The 20,178-nt window shown below is 37.0% G+C and carries 17 protein-coding genes and 1 rRNA gene; 11 read left to right on the forward strand and 7 right to left on the reverse strand.

Features of this window, described 5'->3' with window-relative positions; all coding sequences use genetic code 11:
- Nucleotides 1–92: 92 nt before the first annotated feature.
- On the reverse strand, nt 93–1,586 hold the full coding sequence (locus B0169_RS18290) for a S41 family peptidase (RefSeq protein WP_077288348.1): 1,494 nt from the start codon (nt 1,584–1,586) through the stop codon (nt 93–95).
- 854 nt (nt 1,587–2,440) lie between these two features.
- Between B0169_RS18290 and B0169_RS18295 the strand changes: the two genes are divergently transcribed.
- Together B0169_RS18295 and B0169_RS18300 are read left to right on the forward strand one after the other, a co-directional pair.
- Nucleotides 2,441–3,925: a recombinase family protein gene (locus B0169_RS18295; RefSeq protein WP_077288349.1), complete on the forward strand. Its 1,485-nt coding sequence runs from the start codon at nt 2,441–2,443 to the stop codon at nt 3,923–3,925.
- A 603-nt stretch (nt 3,926–4,528) separates the two neighbouring features.
- Entirely contained in the window at nt 4,529–5,113 is a 585-nt protein-coding gene (locus B0169_RS18300; RefSeq protein ID WP_077288350.1) for a hypothetical protein, read from the forward strand.
- A 298-nt stretch (nt 5,114–5,411) separates the two neighbouring features.
- Here the strand turns inward: B0169_RS18300 and B0169_RS18305 are convergent, their stop codons facing one another.
- Nucleotides 5,412–6,146, reverse strand: a complete 735-nt coding sequence (locus tag B0169_RS18305) for a hypothetical protein (protein ID WP_077288351.1) — start codon at nt 6,144–6,146, stop codon at nt 5,412–5,414.
- Nucleotides 6,147–6,264: 118 nt separating this feature from the next.
- Entirely contained in the window at nt 6,265–6,834 is a 570-nt protein-coding gene (locus tag B0169_RS18310; protein ID WP_077288352.1) for a recombinase family protein, read from the reverse strand.
- Between the two features lie 351 nt (nt 6,835–7,185).
- Here B0169_RS18310 and B0169_RS18315 point away from each other — a divergent pair, with 351 nt between their 5' ends.
- The 4 genes from B0169_RS18315 (at nt 7,186) to B0169_RS18330 (ending at nt 11,817) form a co-directional block, all read left to right on the forward strand.
- On the forward strand, nt 7,186–7,956 hold the full coding sequence (locus tag B0169_RS18315; RefSeq protein ID WP_077288353.1) for a hypothetical protein: 771 nt from the start codon (nt 7,186–7,188) through the stop codon (nt 7,954–7,956).
- A gap of 193 nt (nt 7,957–8,149) precedes the next feature.
- Entirely contained in the window at nt 8,150–9,043 is an 894-nt protein-coding gene (locus B0169_RS18320) for a hypothetical protein (RefSeq protein WP_077288354.1), read from the forward strand.
- A 204-nt stretch (nt 9,044–9,247) separates the two neighbouring features.
- On the forward strand, nt 9,248–10,840 hold the full coding sequence (locus B0169_RS18325; protein WP_077288355.1) for an ABC-F family ATPase: 1,593 nt from the start codon (nt 9,248–9,250) through the stop codon (nt 10,838–10,840).
- 122 nt (nt 10,841–10,962) lie between these two features.
- Nucleotides 10,963–11,817, forward strand: a complete 855-nt coding sequence (locus B0169_RS18330) for a 23S rRNA (adenine(2030)-N(6))-methyltransferase RlmJ (RefSeq protein ID WP_077288356.1) — start codon at nt 10,963–10,965, stop codon at nt 11,815–11,817.
- Here B0169_RS18330 and B0169_RS18335 read toward each other — a convergent pair.
- On the reverse strand, nt 11,795–12,649 hold the full coding sequence (locus B0169_RS18335; RefSeq protein ID WP_077288357.1) for a LytTR family DNA-binding domain-containing protein: 855 nt from the start codon (nt 12,647–12,649) through the stop codon (nt 11,795–11,797). The genes B0169_RS18330 and B0169_RS18335 overlap by 23 nt on opposite strands.
- A 147-nt stretch (nt 12,650–12,796) precedes the next feature.
- Here B0169_RS18335 and B0169_RS18340 point away from each other — a divergent pair, with 147 nt between their 5' ends.
- Nucleotides 12,797–13,222 (forward strand): DUF2141 domain-containing protein, encoded by a 426-nt coding sequence (locus tag B0169_RS18340; RefSeq protein WP_077288358.1) that lies wholly within the window; start codon nt 12,797–12,799, stop codon nt 13,220–13,222.
- A gap of 11 nt (nt 13,223–13,233) precedes the next feature.
- Entirely contained in the window at nt 13,234–14,793 is a 1,560-nt protein-coding gene (locus B0169_RS18345) for a carotenoid oxygenase family protein (RefSeq protein ID WP_077288359.1), read from the forward strand.
- 245 nt (nt 14,794–15,038) lie between these two features.
- Here B0169_RS18345 and B0169_RS18350 read toward each other — a convergent pair whose 3' ends face one another.
- A complete protein-coding gene (locus tag B0169_RS18350; RefSeq protein ID WP_077288360.1) occupies nt 15,039–16,388 on the reverse strand; it encodes a DEAD/DEAH box helicase in 1,350 nt (449 codons plus the stop codon).
- Nucleotides 16,389–16,644: 256 nt separating this feature from the next.
- On the opposite strand from B0169_RS18350, the gene B0169_RS18355 reads away from it, so the two are divergent.
- Nucleotides 16,645–16,911 (forward strand): hypothetical protein, encoded by a 267-nt coding sequence (locus tag B0169_RS18355; RefSeq protein ID WP_077288361.1) that lies wholly within the window; start codon nt 16,645–16,647, stop codon nt 16,909–16,911.
- A gap of 113 nt (nt 16,912–17,024) precedes the next feature.
- Nucleotides 17,025–17,555, forward strand: a complete 531-nt coding sequence (locus B0169_RS18360; RefSeq protein WP_077288362.1) for a GNAT family N-acetyltransferase — start codon at nt 17,025–17,027, stop codon at nt 17,553–17,555.
- Here B0169_RS18360 and B0169_RS18365 read toward each other — a convergent pair.
- Nucleotides 17,533–18,405: a bifunctional 5,10-methylenetetrahydrofolate dehydrogenase/5,10-methenyltetrahydrofolate cyclohydrolase gene (locus B0169_RS18365; protein WP_202971841.1), complete on the reverse strand. Its 873-nt coding sequence runs from the start codon at nt 18,403–18,405 to the stop codon at nt 17,533–17,535. The genes B0169_RS18360 and B0169_RS18365 overlap by 23 nt on opposite strands.
- A gap of 249 nt (nt 18,406–18,654) precedes the next feature.
- Here B0169_RS18365 and B0169_RS18370 point away from each other — a divergent pair, with 249 nt between their 5' ends.
- Entirely contained in the window at nt 18,655–19,248 is a 594-nt protein-coding gene (locus B0169_RS18370; RefSeq protein ID WP_077288363.1) for an ATP/GTP-binding protein, read from the forward strand.
- A 606-nt stretch (nt 19,249–19,854) separates the two neighbouring features.
- Here the strand turns inward: B0169_RS18370 and rrf are convergent.
- Nucleotides 19,855–19,969: ribosomal RNA gene (rrf, locus tag B0169_RS18375) — 5S ribosomal RNA — on the reverse strand.
- Between the last annotated feature and the right edge of the window lie 209 nt (nt 19,970–20,178).

Genomic DNA, 20,178 nt, shown 5'->3' on the forward strand with positions numbered 1-20,178 from the left:
GTTAAAGTTCCAGTCACATTTAAAAATCTACCTGAATCAGTGCTATTCCAATTTCTAAGCTACTTTATCAAGTAGATAATTATAGACAGGCCCTAGTATTTTTTAATCTGCTCAAGCAGCAAGCGGGTTGTCCAATCAATACCGTTATAAGCAATATCTGGCTTATAGTAAGCCCCTTCTCCACGTACTCTATTTACATAGACTTTATTTGGCACAATCACTTTACCTAATCCTGAAGGTAAAGTAGCTAAACGTACTTCCATATACATAGAATCGGCGCTGCTTGGGGCACCAAATAACCGCGTATTGGGAAATAGCTTAAATACATCAATCGCATCTAAGCAGGCACTCGCGCATTGCGGCGGCACTATAACAAACACCTTAGTTTTAAAGTTGCTGGTTAGCGATTTATTTAAGCTTTGCTCACGCTTTTCATCAGGCATTTGTACATAAAATGGTGTTTTATTTTTAAGTGATTTACTCATTCCTTTATGTACTACTTTGAAAAACTCATGAACATCACTTTGATCTTTCACCAGTTCAATTAACGACTCGACATAGTCAGTATTATCTTTTGAGGCTCTCCACCACACTTGTGTATTTTGAGATAAATCGGCTGCTTTTTGCTCTACAACCTTTTCGCCCCATAATCTTTTTGCTATTTGTGAGCTCCAATAAGATGAGCCACCTTGATTATGCCGCAGATCTAAAACCACCGCCTTAGCATTAAGCAGTTTGCTATGTTGCTGTTCTATTTTTTCAAAGAGCTTATTGTAGTCAGCGGTTTGTTTATCGTTTACCGAAAAACTAGGCATGGCGATCCACGCTATCTTTTTATTGGGCCAGGTCAAATCAATGGGAAGTTCATCACCGTTGTCAGCATTCTCTAAATGTTTGTTTACTGATTTAGGCCTTATTGACCAGTTCAGCACTTGTGTATAAGTTTCGCCATTGGCTTTAACAAATTCACATGCTTTTAAGGGCATTAAAAATGGATTACCCTCATCAATTAGTAACCGCCAACCTTGGTTCCACCAATGTCCAGGTTGTGCTACTTCACCATGAAACTTAAAAACCCTTTGGCGCATTAAGGCCTCAGTGCTTTGTCCATCGCATTGGCTGACAACATCGCCTTTACTAATATTGTTGGTTTCGCTGTAATACACTTTTAGCGCATCACCTCGCCATACGGCACTAAAACCCGGCCAGCGGCGCGCCGGTCTTTCTACGCTTGAAAACACACCGGCGTGGCCATCTTGTAACACAGTACTGAAGCGCGCAATTGCCGCAACATGAACCTGCGGTCCGCTCGCTTGTGATGAGAGTGCAAGTGCCTCCGCTTTTGCTTGATTTAATAAATCAGGGAAAGTTGGGTTATTAACATCAAACATACCGGGGTGATTTTTTGCGGATATACTGTAAGCAGCTTCAATATCGCGCTCTGTTATACTGCGCCACTGCTCTGCTGTCATCGAAGTCTCAACTTTCGCTGCAAAACTCAAAGCTGGTATAGTCAATAAAGCGCCAAGCAAAATACTTAGCGTAGTATCAACGTTTTTTGTTTTAGTTTTAGTTTTAGTAGTCATGAAAATCCATTTAAGTCTGCGGTTGATTACACTAATTTAAAATAGTTATTTTATGTTGATTAGTCAGCTTGATAATATTACTTACATACATCCCTACTTTATCACGTAAATTGAATGACTTAACAGATAGAACTTTATACCATCTGCACGCTCATTTATGACCAAGAGTGAATCTATGCTACTAACGACTCCAAAAATAACAAAACATCGAACAGATGGTGACATTAGCACTTACCTATTTGCTAGGGTTTAGACAAATAGCAAGTTTAGTCGCCTCGTATGTATTGGAAGTAACTCCTTGTAAACAGTTAAAACACAGTAAATCTATAAACAGGCGGTAAATCTACATAATGCATAAGAAGAGGAGTAATGCCTTTGAATGAGTTTACTGAGTTATAATCTCAGCATTTATTTTCAATAAATCTTCCCTGCTCTATACTTTTAGATGGCAGGCCTGGTAAGCTTTCATGGTTATTATTAATACTAAGACCCAAAGAACAGTGTAAATTTTATAATAATTATACCGAGCCACTAATGGTTCTTTTACTCCCTTCAAAGCGCCTTTTGTTTGTTATTACATGTACCTTTCCCGTATTTTATAATTCAGAATTAAGCAAAGTTATACCAGTGCTCCACTTTCGCTAATCTTTAAACACCTGTATAATCGCGCGCATTATTTTTACATTTTTTTAGTTGTTATAGGTATGAGTTAACGCGTTAACTTAACTCATCTAAACACTCGCGACGGAACCTTTATGTTAGCTGCAAACAATATTACCCAACAATTTCAAGTGAGCCCATAGTTTTTATTTGGTATCATTCCCACCACAAATAGAATCAAACGAGTTCAAGTCATGGCCAAAGCTATATCATACATACGCTTCTCAAGCTCTAAACAAGAAACTGGCGACTCCTTAAAGCGCCAACAAGCCATGATTAACGACTGGTTTTCTAATAACCCCAATACCGAGCCGTCTGATATGTCGTTCAAAGATTTAGGTCTTTCTGGCTATCATGGCACAAACTTAAAGCATGATTTTGGACGCCTATTAGACGCAATAGAAGCAAATAAAATTAAGGCTGGTGATTATATTCTGGTTGAGGCAATAGATAGAATTGGCCGCCTAGACACACTAACAGCCCTAAGTATAATAACCAATATTTGCATGAATGGCGTGAAGATAATAACCCTTGAAGATAATCAAGAATACTCTAAAGAGGTTGTAAGTAAAAATGCAGGTATCATTTATTACTTGATTGGTAAAATTGATATGGCACACCAGCACTCTAAAAACCTTTCTAGGCGCATTTCTAGTAGATGGCGGTCAAAAAAAGAAGATGCCGCCAAAGGGAAAATGATAAAGAGAAAATCTTTTTGGTGGATAACCAGAAATGATAAAAGCGATATGTTTGACACTGTAACGCCCGAAGATAAAGAATTAATACATTTAGTGGTTAAGATGTTCCTTTCTGGCTCGTCTTATTCTGACTTGGTAAAACATGTTCAATCAGTAGACCAGCAGCGCTTCCTAAAATGCAGTCACACAGCGGTTAAACAATGGCTGTTAAGCCGAACCCTAATGGGCTTTTGGGAAGACGCTGAAATATACCCACCCGTTATAAGTAAGGCTGAATACTATCTAGTTCAAGATGAAATAAAAAAGAGAAAGGACAATAAAGTTCAAGGGAAATCAAGTGGCCATATCATGGCAGGTCTTGTTAAGTGCGGGGTATGTGGCGGTAACTACTCAGTAAGGCAGCATAAACACTCCGGCGCAGTCATGTACTGCACCAAAAGTAAAAGAGCTGGTAAATTATGCAGCAATACAAAATCAATGCCAATGCCAATAATTGAAGAGTTTAGGCGCCTCAACCAGCTTGGTTATATCTATAATATAATTAATGATGATTTACAGTTAGAAATTGAGGACAGTATCATCAAAATAGATGCCAACATAAAAGACCTAACAGAGCGCTCAAATCGCATTAGAACGTCCATCGAATTAAATCATGACCAATTACTTTCCATTAGATTAAAAGATATTAAAGAAGAGATTAACCAGCTAGAAGTCGACAAGCGAAACACAACAATCAACATTAAAACAAAATTTAAAAAGGTAAAGCAGGCAAGTCAAGTTTTTAATGAAAATATGAGCAACTTAATGAGTGAACCCAACAAACTAAATGGCCTATTAAAGAGTGTTGATTTTGCAATTATTGGCAATGGTGCCACCATTAGTATTGATAACTCAAGCTTGGAGTACTTAAGCTTTAATCAAGTAAAAATGGAGTACACATGTTTAAATGAATCTTATGAAGAAATAGTTATTAGTAAGTAAATTAATACTCTAACACCAACCAAAGAATTTTATTGGTTAAATACAATTATAACCCTCAAAGCCTGCAAGACAGTTAACCATGCAAATCACACTTAAGTTATTGCTATAAATACTAACAACTTTTACTGCACCTCCTAACCACATTGAAATCAAAGAACACACCCACACCCCCTTAGATACACACTTCATTATTATTATAAAAATGCTTTATAACCAACGTAACCACTTTGATATTTAATAAAGATTTATACAGCGCAAGGTAACCCGATATTAATTACCATTTTTTAGAATAGCCCCGCCCAATTAATTCGAGAACCTAGAGGTCACCCCTCCCATAGTATGATTCAGATTGCTTTATTGGTTGGACCAAATGAAAGTTAAATTTATTTTTCAGGCTTCGTTAAGGCATATTTAAATTAATAATCATATACGGATTCAAACCCACTAATGCCACAAATATAAAGCTTGATTGCACTAGCGCCCTTTATCAGGAGAATTTGAAAAATAAATAGCTAGCCCTTCTTCATTTCAAGTTGTTTAAGTTACTGAAATCGTATCTAATAACGTCTTGCACCACTCTCACATAATTACATGGAAGTAAAAATGAAAAAAATATTACTCTTAATCATACTCACAGTTATCTCAACCCCATCAAGCGCCACCTTAATTACATTTGATGAACTTGAGTCTGGCAGACACTACAATGACTACACCCAAGCAACCTATAGCCATGATAACTTCATCCTAACTACCACCCAAGCGTTTAACTCGATAGGTATGTTACACCCTAGTTACGGCACATCCACTGGACTTCATGCTGCAGGCGTAAGTGCAGACGTTGAGCTTAAAAGAATAGATAACGCCCTATTTAATATAAACTCTATTGATTTATTGATTGGCCTGTACAATCGTTACGACGATGAAATCCCTGTTTACTTCACAGGACTCAAAAGTAATGGAGTGACTGTTTACCAAGTATTTTCGCTCCCATACGACATCAGCAAATATTCAACTTTTAATTTTGATGATTCATTTACAGAATTAACCTCGCTAACTTGGCAGCAAGGAGCTATATATCATAGTTTCGACAATGTGAACTTAAACAATAGTACTCAAGTTCCTGAGCCATATACTATAATTTTACTTATCCCTGCATTGGTACTGGTATTTAAAAAACGCTACACCTGATGGCAATCGCACAATCAGAATCTAATCATTTGCTATAGCCAATCACACCACGTATCACTGAAAATATAATTAACTATATTTTCAGTGAATTAAAAGAGAATGGACAGAACGGGGAGAGTATGTATTTACATCAACGCCCTCATCAGAAGTACGCATAATTTATATATACAATACTATAGTGTCAGTAAAGGCGACCCTAAAGGAAACTGCGAGCCAAGCCTTGCATGGTGCTTAGCTCAATTAACACTGTATAAAATAACCAATAAAACGTACTTTTTACACAGTGAAAAACCTGCATTTAATTCAATAGATTTTTCGACTTTAGACTAGATAAACTTTTGTTAATAGACGACATTGACAGCTTTGTATTTCGCCTTATAAGCCTCTTTATTTCAATCGGTTTTTTATCCTTAGATATACCATTATTCCATGTCTTAACCATCGACTTTAATCTTTTGTCAATTTTTTTGTTTTCATGTAATTTTATCTTTTCCGGTTTATTATTCTCTTTTGTAGCGTAAGCAAGAAATGATTTATATTGCTCAGCAATAATCACTTTTATTTTTGATGGCTCACTTATCATGTCGTAATCATATAACGGAGTGCCATGCTCATTACCGCTAAGCTGACTTGCTAATACGTGAATTTTTATGCCACGCAATGCATGCTCATTATACAAGTTATATAATTTTTTATGGTAGGACAAAGGAAAGCGCCCAAGCCTAGAGAAATCACGAGTCAATAAAATCGTGTTATCCTCTAAAGATTCGAGAAGTAGCTTTAAATGAGAAAATGAAACACTGCGCCTGCTCTCCACTATAGAGTGATTTTTAGCTGAAGGATAGAATACCGCATGCGCATAACCGCACACCATCAACTGGGAGTTGTTACAGTTTTCCTTGTTTGATGTTCTAACGTAGGTCACTAACTGCTTCTTTTTTGCGAACCCCTTAATACCCTCAGAGCGTCGCATTAATTCGATTATATGGCGTTCTATTATATCGCTTTGGGTGTGACAGTCTTCAAAATTCATGATGTATATTCCTATGTTTTTACGTTGATAAGTCAACGTGTCGCCCGTATCTAGTCACCTTTGCTAGCCGTGGTGTGTTTATAATTATTACTACTATACCCTAAAAACAAACAGACATCTAGACAGCCAAATCAACTTCTTTAATATACCTATAAAGTGTAGCCTTACCAACGCCAGCAGCCTTAGCCGCAGCCTCTTTTGATAAGCCCTTTTCTACATACCCTAATGCCTTGATGCATGCATCAATAGTCTTCTGGCTTTGCTGCTTGCCTTTAAACTTACCTTCAGCTTTAGCCCGTAAAATACCTATCTGTTGCTTTTCAATCATTTGCTCGCGCTGCATTGTTGCGACTGCTGCTAATGTAGTTAACACCATCTTACCTGTGGCTGATGTAATATCGGTTGAACCTAAATCGTCTATTTGAATTGCTACATTTTTATTTGTCATATCTTCAACAAACGATAATAGGGACTGAGTATCACGCGCGAGCCTTGATAAATCTTGACAGATTATAGTGTCTCCACTTTTAACTGTTGATAATAATTTATTGAACGATGGTCGGTCGATTGTTTTGCCAGACTGCTGGTCACTAAACACATCATCTGCTTTGTACTTAGATTCAAGGTAATCTATTTGTTGCTGCACGTTTTGTTCTTTTGTTGATGTTCTAGCGTAAATATATTGCATTTGATTCTTTCACCCAGCTAACAGTCTCATTTAGGACCTATACGATACTTTGTGTCATATAGGTCTGTCAATAACTATACGATACGACTTTGTTGCATGTCTTTTAAGGGTGGTTAAAAAAGACTATTTTTATTTATATCTATTTCAAATGCTAATTATATATGTGATTGCTAAACCTTTAATGACTAGATTTTGGTTTAGTTGATATAGTATTTATAAGAGAAACTATATTAACGGCATTTGATAATTATTCATGAATGACTAATGCTGTGATAGCATCAGTTTACCGTTCACAGTAGCTCTAATTATTGAATGGAATGGGATGCAATTCAACTTCACAAGGATTAGTACATGTCGCCACTAGAGATTACACCTTTTTATCTAAATTGGACTTTTTGGTCTTTCATCATAGCCTCAATAGCGCTCTTAGCATCACAAGAGTTAAGAATAAAACTATTTTTTAAAAAACCAAAGTTAGATTTTGAGCTCTTTTCAAAAATAAATTTAAATCACGCTATTGGAAATTGCGGAATTAATCTTCACTTACACTTACATAACATAGGAGGTACTAAGTTAACGATTAGAGGTGTTGAAGTATCATTATATAGAGATGGTGAAAAATTAACTCAGCTCCCATCACAAGGCTACTTTAAAGAACCTACTGACTTATATCCTTTATTATTTACAAAGTTTTCTTTAGCTCCTGATGAAGAATGGTCGCACAATGTAACCACAAGCCAAGATTGGTCAAGACAAAATGAAAAAACTTTAAATGATGCAATTAAAAATATGCAAGGAGCATTGAAGCAAAAAAAAGAAAAGCTAGGGGAATATCATACTGATTTAATACTCGCACCTGAAGAATGCATTTATCCTTTCAAGAAAATATTTGATGAGAATTTTTTTTGGCTTCATGGTGAATATAAAATGAAGGTTAAGGTATTAACCGACTGCTCTAAAGTAGATGTTGAAAAAACGTTTAAATTTACTTTATTCGAATATTACGAGCAGAGGCTAAGAGAAGCAACGGAGGATTATCAATACGGTTCAGGTATCTATTGGACAAAAAGCAACCCTAAGCCATCCTTTGTTAGAGTAGAAGTTAAAGAAGATAATAATTAATACAATAAACTACCTAATTCTGTTGCAATTAATACATTAGATTTTCTGTTTATTCTTATAATAATCTTCTGTATCTAGCTAATTTTGACACTATTTAGGGAGTTCATTATCCGTGATAGCTTTATACTTTTCATAATAATTGTTAAGTTTATATTGCGAATTTTTGTCAAACATTAATTATAAGGAAACTGTAATGGAAAGGAAGCTAGTTTTTTTCACACCCAAGGAAGGTGCGAAGTTTGATATGCATGTTGCCAAACAACCTATACATCAAGATATAGGAAATACCTATGATAAAGCTTGTGGCTTAATAGTGGAGTTTTTATATCCACTTTACCTCGCCCATAGGATGGTCGATTCAAACCATAATCAGCTAGAACAAACTCTAAAAGAAATCTTGATTAAGTTGGAGCAGGAAACTAAAAAGTCACCTGCTTTAATAGACCCTTATGAAAACATAATTGAAATGATGGTTGAATTGAATAAGTGTGTTCTCAGCACGTTAACAGCAGTAAGTTTATTCCTTGTTAAAGTGACTTCCCTTACTGAAAATCAATTTGGTAAAAACTCCGAAGAATACTCTAAAATAGAGTCATTAAGAAAAACACTACATAAAGACAGCCTAAGTTATAAATTTTGTTATGAGTTAAGAAACTATTCTCAACACTATGGTATTCCAATAAGTCGATTAGCTATAAATATAAATAAAAATCAAAAGCCCTCTCTAGTTGCGACTATTATGAAGTCAAGGCTTACCGCAGGGAGTTATAAATGGAAAGGATTTGGGGCTTCGGCACTAAATGAATTGGATGAAAACTTTGACCTTATTCCCCATCTGGCCAATTATGTAGATATTACTAATCAGCTATTTAGATTTATGTTTAGTGTATGTAAAAGTGAGCTCATAAACTTTAATGATATTGTAATAAATATACTAGAAGATGCTGGTTACCATGGCAATAAAAGGTTTATTTTTGGTTGTGACATGCAAGATGATTTTCCAGATTTCGACATAGAGGAAATACCATATACATTTGTTTTAAAGCTAGAAAAATACATATTGAAATTAGAGGATTTAGCAAGTTAATTATTTTATTCTATTCAAACCATAAGATAATTTGTTTTTGTACTAATAAATTGAAGTTGTTGTCGATGTATAAAATATCACCTCCCGTACATATTCCTCTTTATCACATAGATTCATAAGACTAAAAATAGTCATTTTTATTTAACCCCTGTATAATTCGGGTCATTAGATTCTGTACAAATATATCAGCTAGGAATTACCTGTATGCTCAGTTGCAATAATATTACCCAACAATTCGGTGCTAAGCCGTTATTTGAAAACATTTCACAAAAATTTGGTGGCGGTAACCGCTATGGTTTAATCGGCGCTAATGGTTGTGGTAAATCAACCTTTATGAAAATTTTAGGTGGTGATTTAGAGCAAACATCAGGTAACGTTGCCTTAGATCCGAATGAGCGTATTGGTAAACTTCGTCAAGACCAGTTCGGTTTTGAAGAGTTTTCTGTCGTTGATACCGTTATTATGGGCCACACAGAGCTATGGGCTGTAAAAGAAGAGCGTGATCGTATTTATGCCTTGCCTGAAATGAGCGAAGAAGATGGTATGCGTGCCGGCGATTTAGAGTCTCAATACGCTGAAATGGATGGTTACAGCGCAGAAAGCCGCGCCGGTGAGCTGTTAATGGGTGTTGGTATTCCGGTTGAACAACATTTTGGTTTAATGAGCGATGTAGCCCCAGGTTGGAAACTGCGTGTGCTATTAGCACAAGCCCTGTTCTCTGATCCTGATATTTTATTACTTGATGAGCCAACCAACAACTTAGACATTCATACTATTCAATGGTTAGAAGAAACCTTGAACGAACGTGATTCAACCATGATCATCATCTCGCATGACCGTCATTTTTTAAACAGTGTTTGTACACATATGGCTGATTTAGATTATGGTGAATTACGTGTATTCCCAGGTAACTATGATGAATACATGCTTGCTTCAACACAAGCTAGAGCACAATTAATGGCAGATAACGCGAAGAAAAAAGCACAAATTGGCGAGTTACAAGCCTTTGTTGCCCGTTTCTCAGCCAACGCATCAAAAGCAAAACAAGCAACTTCGCGCGCGAAGCAAATTGATAAGATTCAATTAGCGGAAGTTAAAGCGTCAAGCCGTGTTAACCCGTTTATTCGTTTTGAACAAGAAAAGAAACTTTTCCGAAATGCGCTTGTTATCGAAAACATGAGTAAAAGCTTCGATGATAACAAGGTACTTACAGACCTCAACATGATGATTGAAGTTGGTGAACATGTCGCTATTATCGGTGAAAACGGTGTCGGTAAAACTACTTTTTTACGTACATTGATGGGTGAGGCGCAATATCAGCCAACCTCAGGTTTATATACTTGGTCTGAAAACGTTAACATTGGTTACTACGCGCAAGACCATGCTCATGAGTTTGAAAATGACATGACATTATTTGAGTGGATGAGCCAATGGCGCCAACCTACTGATGACGAGCAAGCGGTTCGTGGTTATTTAGGGCGTTTATTGTTCTCTGCTGATGATATTAAAAAGTCGGTAAAAGTACTTTCTGGTGGTGAACAGGGTCGTATGTTGTTTGGTAAAATCATGATGCAAAAACCAAATATTTTGGTCATGGATGAACCAACTAACCACATGGATATGGAGTCTATCGAGTCATTAAATATGGCAATGGAGCAGTTTGAAGGCACCATTTTATTTGTCAGTCATGACCGTGAGTTTGTTTCAAGCTTAGCGACACGTATTATCGAATTAAAAGCTGACGGTTATACTGACTTTGCTGGTGGTTACGACGAATACTTAGCATCACAAGTTTAAACCCCTGCTTAGTTCTTACTTAACATTTAGCAATACACCATTAAAAATGGCATTATCACTTTGTAGATAATGCCATTTTAGATTTAAACCTGCTCTTCTCTATTATTCTTAAAGGAAATAAAGTGCTTAGTTATCGCCACGCCTTTCACGCCGGAAATTTTGCTGATGTTTTAAAGCATTCCGTTCTCACCCTAGTACTTGAGTACATGACACGAAAAGATAAAGGCTTTTATTATATCGACAGTCACTCTGGCGCTGGTATGTACAAACTAGCTGACGACTACGCACAAAAAACTGGTGAATATAAAGATGGCATTGCTAAGTTAATTGATAATAGTGACTTACCCGAGCCTTTGCAGCCCTACATTGATTTAGTCAAAAGTTTAAACGAAGATGTAATTGACGAACAAGGAGACATTGCGCTTTATCCTGGTTCGCCAGGGATTGCTCGACAATTTACTCGTCGACAAGACAGTGCGCATTTATTTGAGTTACATCCTGCCGATATTGAGCATTTACAAGCTTATAGCCAACGTTGGAATAAATCGCACGTAAAACAATCTGACGGTTATCAAGGGGTTTTGGGCTTAGTACCACCACCAAATCGACGTGGTGTCGTATTAATTGACCCACCATATGAACTCAAAGAAGATTACCTTAAAGCCACTAGAACCATAGTAAATGCCTATAAGAAGTTTGCGACTGGTACGTATATTTTATGGTACCCCGTGGTTAAGCGCGAACTTGTAGAGCAAATGCAAAGTGCATTCACTAAAAGTGAGCTGCGTAATGTTTTGCAAGTTGAGTATTGCCAGAAGGCTGATACCACAGAATACGGCATGACAGGCACAGGTTTATTTATTGTTAACCCGCCATGGCAGCTTTCGCAACAGTTAGCAGAAATATTGCCTTATCTAAAGACTAAGCTAGGCGACAACGAAACAAGTTACACACTTAAACAACTAATTGCTGAATAAGCGTTTTCACTTGTTCTGTATAACGTCGAGATACGGGTACAAGCTGCTGATTAACCAGTTTTAATAGTAGCTTTCGCCCTTCCTTCTCTTCACTGACAATAGCATCTTGTGCCACCCACCATGACCGATGCGTTTGAATGCCTGGATATTCATCTAAGCAAGCAAGTGCATCTTTAAATCTCATTAATATCAAATCACTGCCTTTATCGGTATGCACCTTTAAGTAATGATCGTCCATTTCTAAGCAGATCAACTTACCACGTTTGTCTAGCGGTAACTTTGTCATAAAATCTTGGTATTTTTTATTTATACTGTTCGAATTCTGCGCTTGCTGATCACTTAGCTGCTGCTGTTGCTTTAACAGTTGCTGCTTTTGTGTTTGTAAGTAATTTTTTAAGCTGTAAACACCCGAAATTAAGCCACCAACAATAAAGGTTCTTAACATTATTTGTGGTACTAACGTTAGATAAGCAATTTGAACATCAAAAAAGTTTATCACTACTAAGGGCACAATAAAGCTCATAATAACACTACCCAAAGCTGCTAAAAGCGTTATTCGTAACCAATACCTCGCTCGTAATATTTTCGAGATTTTATATAGAAATTCATTACCAAAATAAATGATCGGAGCATAAACAAAGTAACCACTAAAACAAAGTAGTAGCCAAAAAAACCAGCCCTTGATTAAGCCAACCTTATCCATACCAAATGGGGTTAGTAAGCTTAAAACACTAGCGATTATCATGATCACCACAGCGTCTGACTTAATTTTAGTTTTATCCCATTTTATTATTTTATCTTTATTTTCAATGGGTAATTCACGATTCGTCAATGGTACATCGGCCTTTTTTGTTTATTACACGAAGAATTCAACCTGATGGCGAATTCTTAATTCCTAATTCGATAAAGGCATTTTATCCTCTTTCCCTATCGAAGCAATCACTACTTTTTAATTCAATGTAAATAATAAGGAAAGCAAATGAAAACACTTTTTATAGCAATAATGACAACCAGTATGTTACTCACATCAACACATGCCTTAGCTAATAACGTTACTTTTATTATTGACGATATTAAATCAGATCAAGGAAAAGTGTATGTGCAATTATTTCAAGGTGAAAAAAACTACCAAGCGAATAACGCTTATTTGTCTAGCATCGCTATTGCCAAAAAAGGTCAGATCACAATAACCTTTAATAACTTAGAAGATAACGACTATGGTATTCGATATTTCCATGACGAAAATGATAACAGTGCTATGGAAACTAACCTCTTTGGCATGCCAATAGAAGGCTATGGATATTCAAACAGTGCAAAAGCTAATTATGGTCCAGTTGAATACCAAGCAATTAAATTTCAAGTTGCAGATGCCGCCGTAACTAACCGTTCAACGATTAATTATTAAGGAGACAATGTATGCAACGTCGTCAATTATTAAAAAATATCGCTGGAGCGAGTACTTGTATCGGGGCAAGCAGTCTTTTAATGTCTGTGCCATTTGCCGTTAATGCAAAAATAGTCAATAAAAACCAAATAGACCCACTTGCTAATATAAAAACATCCTTTGCTGATGCCTTGAAGGACAACCCAAGCTTATTAGGTTTGAAGAATACTGCGAATAACTTCGCCCATCAGCAGCTTACTATTGAAGGCAAATTACCCAAAGATCTCACGGGAGTATTCTATCGCAATGGTCCTGCTAAATATGAGCAAGGCAACCAGCGTTATTCACACCAGTTTGAAGGTGACGGTATGATCAATAGCTTTACTTTTGCTAATGGCAATATTGTGCATCAAGGCAAGTTTGTTGAAACCACAAAATTTGTCCAGGAACAGCAACAAAATAAATTTTTATATTCAGGGCCATTAAGTGACATAAAAAATAGCCGTAAAGTAACTCAAGCCGATACAGTTAATACCGCCAATATCAATGTTATTCCTGTTGATGATGAGATTTGGGCATTATGGGAGTCTGGCTCAGCTACGGCATTAGATGCTACAACGCTTGCCACTAAACGACGCGTTAACTTAGGAGCTAACAGCCAGTACGGTGATAAACTTAAAGGCTTAGCATTTTCAGCGCATCCTAAAATTGAAGCTAATGGCGACATTTGGAATTTTGGTTTGAGCTTATCGGGCCATGTCGCGCTGTACCAACTATCAAGTAAAGGGCTAATGAAAAATGTTGGCATTATAAACGCGCGTTACCGCGGCAAGATGCTACATGACTTTCTAATCACCCATAAGCACATTTTACTTATTTTACCGTCGCTGACCTCACAAGCTGATCGCAGCCACAGTAATCTCAAACTCTTCGCAAGTATCGAGTACGATAGCAAGCAACCAATGCGAGTATTAGTTATTGATAAACAGACGTTAACATTGAAAAAGCAATATGAGTTAGATGCAGGTTTCGCTTTTCATTTCGGTAATGCTTGGGAGGAGAATGATGGCACTATTCATTTTGACGCCAGTATTAATGACAACTTTAAGGTCATGGATGAGTTGTCTGAAATAATGTCAGGCACAGCAAAAAATTTAGATCAAAACTCACCTCACACAGCACTGTTCACGTTAAAGCCTAATGGCGGCACAACCAAAGTCGTTGTTGATGGTGACAGTGAATTCCCTCGGGTTTACGATCATTTAGTGGGGCAACGCAATAAAACGTTATATACCCTTTCGCATACGCAGAGCCAATTTTGGCGTGATACAGTATGTTGTCTCAACATGGACAGTGGGAAAAAAGACACATTTATCTACGGTGATGAATTTATCGCTGAAGAGCATATTATTATCTCTAACACAGCTAAGGAAGGTGATGGCTATTTACTGGGTACGGCTTTACATATACCGAGTAAACGCACTTGTTTGAATATATTTAGCGCAAATAACCTCAAGGGTGGACCAATTTGTCGAGCATGGCTGCCTTACCATCTACCATTGGGTTTACATGGAAACTTTAAAGCGAGCTGAGGGCTTATATAATTAACGGTTCATTTTTAATGGTGAAAATAAATAATAACAACGCTGTTAAAAGCAGAACATAAAAGTAACGAAAAAATGAATCAAAAAAGTGCATTAATTCAAGCTAAAAATTAAGCTGAGTTAATGCACTTATCGTATTAAAGGTTTTATCTACTGTCGCCTAATTCCTTCGCGGCTAGGTTTGGTTGAAACTTATGGTGATTTTAAAACGGGCTTAAGTTTATTAGTTAAGCCTAATCAACTTCTTCTATATCATTTTGCTCAATATCTTGTGGTGCCACAGGCTTTTTACGCTTTAATACCGGTAACTCACCAGCATCAGCCGCTAAAAAGCTCTTCTTGACGATTTTCTTCGCTTTCGCTTTCTTAGCCTGTGGTGCTGATTTATTACTGTCTTTGGTTTTACTAACCACTTTGGCTTTCTTAGGTTTTATACCATTGAACTTAACTTTAAAACCTTCAACTTTGTCAAATGTTAGCTTTTGCTGTAAAAACCCTTCAACGTTCTTAAAACTTATCCAATCCTTTGGACCAACAAAAGAGATGGCATCTCCAGTACTGCCTGCGCGGCCAGTACGGCCAATGCGATGAACAAATTCTTCAGTATGTTTTGGCATATCAAAATTAATAACATGCGATACATTGATCAAATCTAAACCACGAGAAGCCAGATCGGTCGTGATCAATATCTTCTGCTGGCCTTTACTAAAGCCGTCCATAATTTGATTACGTTGGCTTTGATTTAACTCTCCACTTAGCGCAACGGTACTTAAGCCCTGCTCTGTTAACAAAGTTGAGAGCCTATCAGTATCAGCACGTGTGGCTGTGAAGATAATCATTTGTTGATGCTGTTCGGTTTCAATAAAGTGCTGCAGCAATTTTTCTTTTTGCGTCAAGTTATCGCAAAGATAAAAACGCTTTGTAATATCTTTATGCTCAGTATGCGCACTACCAATAGCAATACGCTTAGGTTTTTTCAATAAAGCTAAGGCAAAATCATTGACTTGTGCATGGTCTAAAGTTGCCGAAAACATTAATGTTTGACGTTTTCTGTGATCGGCAGCTTTATTTATTTGTGCGAGTTGCTCAGCAAAACCGAGATCTAACATGCGATCTGCTTCATCAAGAATTAGCAGCTCTAATCCATTTAAGTAAAAATGCCCTTGTGAAAGGTGATCAGCTAATCGCCCCGGCGTTGCAACAATAAAGTGTGGGTCTTTCTCTAAAGTTTTTACTTGGTCATTGAAGTTCTCACCGCCGAGTATCAGTACCGCTTTAAACTGTGAACCTGAGGTAAACATTCTTAATTGAGTAAAAACTTGCTTAGCTAGCTCACGAGTAGGCGTTAAAATAACCACACGAGGATCTCGTTTACTCAACGCGCGATTCTTTAATAAGCGTTGCATTGCAGGAATAATAAACGCTAATGTTTTGCCAGAGCCTGTTTTAGATGATGCGATCAAGTCATGACCTGTCATAGCGGCAGGAATGGCCTGTTGCTGGATTTCAGTCGGCTCGTTAAAACCTAAATGTTCAACGGTTGCCATTATCTTACTATCTAACCCAAAATCACTAAACTGCAAACTTACTCTCCACTTACTTCATAACTAGCTAAAAAATTAAAACTCTATTACCGTATTATAACCTGATAAGTAGCATATTTGGCTAAACAATTTAGCCAAAGCGTTAAAATTATCAGGCAGAGATTAAAAAGCTGACTTTTGATAAATCATTTGAGCTATGACAAATAACCTATTGTAGTTTATAGCTAGAATAATGCGGTAATCGTAGTATCAAAACCTAAACCTACAATAAAGTAAACAGAGTAAGGGTGATGAAATGAAGCCTGATCGACATACAGCAATGTGCCTATTGATCAAACAAGTCAGGGATGATTTTCCATTTACCCTGCCTGAAGCACAAATATGCGCAGGAAAATGTGTGGGATGTGCGAAGAAACTTCTCGAATTAGCAGATACCGAACTGTCTGATTGGGAAGTTCGCTTGGCAAACAATGAACAGCCAACATTTGGTGATATTAGTCGTTTAGCGAAATTATGTAAGAATATCCGCCGCGGTTTAGTTCGTAACGAATTAGTAAAATAATATTTTTAATGCTAGTTCGTAACTATTTATCTTGTCAGCATAAGATTACAATAACCATGTATAGCTAAAATTACGCTGTGTAATAACCGATGTGATCAGGTATTATGCTCTGAATGACAATATCAAAGATAGAAAAACACTTGCCTACTCAGCGCTCCACTTACCTGGTAATAAAAGCCAAAAAATCAGACAAAAAAGACATTCAACGCTTCTATAAAACGCAACGTTACGCTGCTGGCTTTATTGGACATGACCACGCATATTTTATAAAGCACAATACTAAAATTATTGCTTGCGTGATCATATCAGCAGGGCAAGAAAGTGGGCTATTTTGGTTACTGCATGGCTTAGTTATTGACTCCGAACATCGGGGTAGCGGTATAGCTAGTATATTATTACGCGCCGTCATAGCTGAACGTCTTTGCAAAGAAGAGACCACACAAGCCCGTTATGACAATATTATCTGTTTTGCTGCTCAAGCATTAGCAACACTTTACTTGTCGAATAAGTTTGTCAGTCACAACACAGTAAAAAATATTGCACAATTACCGGATGAATTTCGTCACCGATTTTTACGTTATAGAGAAAATAATAAAAGTTTATGCTGTTACCTTTATAGTGCTAATTTTCCACACTGTGCTTAGCAGCAATGAGCGTATTCTTTAATAGACATGCAATCGTCATAGGCCCTACACCACCGGGCACTGGTGTAATTGCACCGCACTTACCAACAACCTCATCATAGTCAACATCACCAACAAGACTGGCTGTGCCTTCATGATTTATGATCCTGTTAATACCGACATCAATTACCGTTGCGCCTTCTTTAACCCATTCAGCCTTAACAAATTTAGCAATGCCGACAGCAGCAATTAAAATATCAGCTTGTTGACAAACTTCAACTAAGTTAATTGTTTTTGAGTGTGCGATGGTAACAGTACAATTTTCTTGTAGTAACAACATTGCTACAGGTTTACCGACAATGTTTGAGCGACCAATGACCACTGCATGTTTACCTGATAAATCATTACCTAAATACTGTTTTGCTAGAATAATACAGCCTTGAGGGGTACATGGTACAAGCCCACTACTTTCACCATTAAATAGAAGACCTGCGTTAATAGCATGGAAGCCGTCAACATCTTTTTCAGGATTAATTGCGGCGATAACAGCACTCTCATTAATATGTGCTGGTAATGGTAACTGGACTAATATTCCATGAACGCTGCTGTCTTGATTTAACTGATGTAAATGCTTTAATAATTCTTCTTGGCTCGTTTCTTCAGCTAACTTAATTTCATTAGATACCATACCGGTTTCTTGAGTCTGTCTTACTTTATTTTTAACGTACACTTGGCTTGCAGGATCATTCCCAACCAAAATAACAACTAACTTAGGGCAAATACTTGCTTTAGTTTTCAATTCAGTTACTTCTACAGCTAACTGAGCTCGTAAATTCTTAGCAGTTAGCTTTCCGTCTAAAATCATTATCATCACTCGCACTTATAAAATTAATAAATAAACTATCACAATTTAAAGAGCCATTAACTGAGTAAATTGCGAAATGAAAACATACCATATCTAAGCTAGCGTTATTGGATAAATAAAATATTTTTGAATATTGCTATTTTGAGTTAATACCTTGAAAGCATTATTAGTTATTTTACAAAATATGTCTTTTCTGCCACTTAAATACATTTATACTGCTACTACATAATTCTGGTAATTTTCGGCTGTATTAATATGACCAATTTACATATCAAAAAAAGAATCGTAATAACCGGTGGTCCAGGTGCGGGTAAAACCACAGCATTGGATTTAATTAGACGCGAATTTAGCGGAAAAATAGCATCAGTTCCCGAGTCAGCTACCATGATATTTAGTGGTGGTATTGAGCGAAGTACCAATAATAAAGTACTGAAAAGTCAACAAAAAGCCATATTCGATTTACAAAAAAACCTCGAAGATATCCAAAGAGCCACCTACCCTGAGTGTTTAATTTTATGTGATCGTGGCACTTTAGATGGCTTAGCATACTGGCCTGGAACTGAAGAAGACTTCTTTAAGGAAATGAACACTTCTTTTGAGCAAGAGTTTTCACGTTATGATGCGGTTATATTTTTTGAAACTGCTGCTAAATCTGGAGAAAGCATTCGTAGTAACAACCCGATCAGGAATGAATCAGAAGCAGCCGCGATAGCATTAGATACCAAACTACAAAAAATTTGGTCTAAGCACCCTAACTATAATCTCGTCGTGAGCTCTGAATCTTTTATTCATAAAGTTATGTTTGGAATCATGACAATTGAGAATATTATAAAACAGTATAATCAATAACAAGGTTAATTCTGTAGCTATAACCACTACAAAGAATTGAAGCTCGTCATTTCTTAACTTATATTGACCTATGAACTACACGTTTAAATAGCCAAAAATTAGTCGCCAGTAATGTCACAAGTGTGCCTGTAATTATTTAAACACCGATATTTAAACGCCAGAAAGCAAAAAACCCGTATCGTTAGCTACGGGTTTCTGACGTGCATGTTCCTACAAGGATGTAGGTTAGTAGAGTAATGCAGGAGCAATTACCGAGATGCACTCATGCCGTAAGTGCGAATGCACAGGAGCGGCCTCACATAAAGAGAAAAACACCCACACACTCTTTACCACCGGCGCTAACACATGTCACTTCTGACTTAGCAATGGACTTAGGTGGAGTCATAAAATTTTTTGTGTTTTTCAAATTTTAGATAACAAAAAGCCCGTCACTTTCGTAACGGGCTCTTGACGCGCATGGATACACTAGAGCAGACACTGCTGAGTTCACAATGAACTCAACCATGCCGCTATGATCATTTTAGCGTTTATCACTGAATTTATTTAATTATAAAGCTCAGAAAGCAAAAAACCCGTAGCGTTAGCTACGGGTTTCTCTAAATAGAAGCCTAGCAATGTCCTACTCTCACATGGGAACTCCCACACTACCATCGGCGCTAACACGTTTCACTTCTGAGTTCGGAATGGAATCAGGTGGGGCCATGTCGCTATTGTCGCTAGACAAAAAGGGTACAATCTTGAAAGCCGTTCATTAAGACATGTCTCAATGATAATAAATACGTTTTATTCTCGAACTCTTATTCAATGCTTTATGTACGTGTCACTCTTGCGAGTGTTAGTCAAACTTAACTACAATCTTTAAAACCACTTGGGTGTTGTATGGTTAAGCCTCACGGGTAATTAGTATTGGTTAGCTCAATGCCTCGCAGC

Source organism: Cognaticolwellia aestuarii (assembly GCF_002000025.1).
GTDB lineage: Bacteria > Pseudomonadota > Gammaproteobacteria > Enterobacterales > Alteromonadaceae > Cognaticolwellia > Cognaticolwellia aestuarii.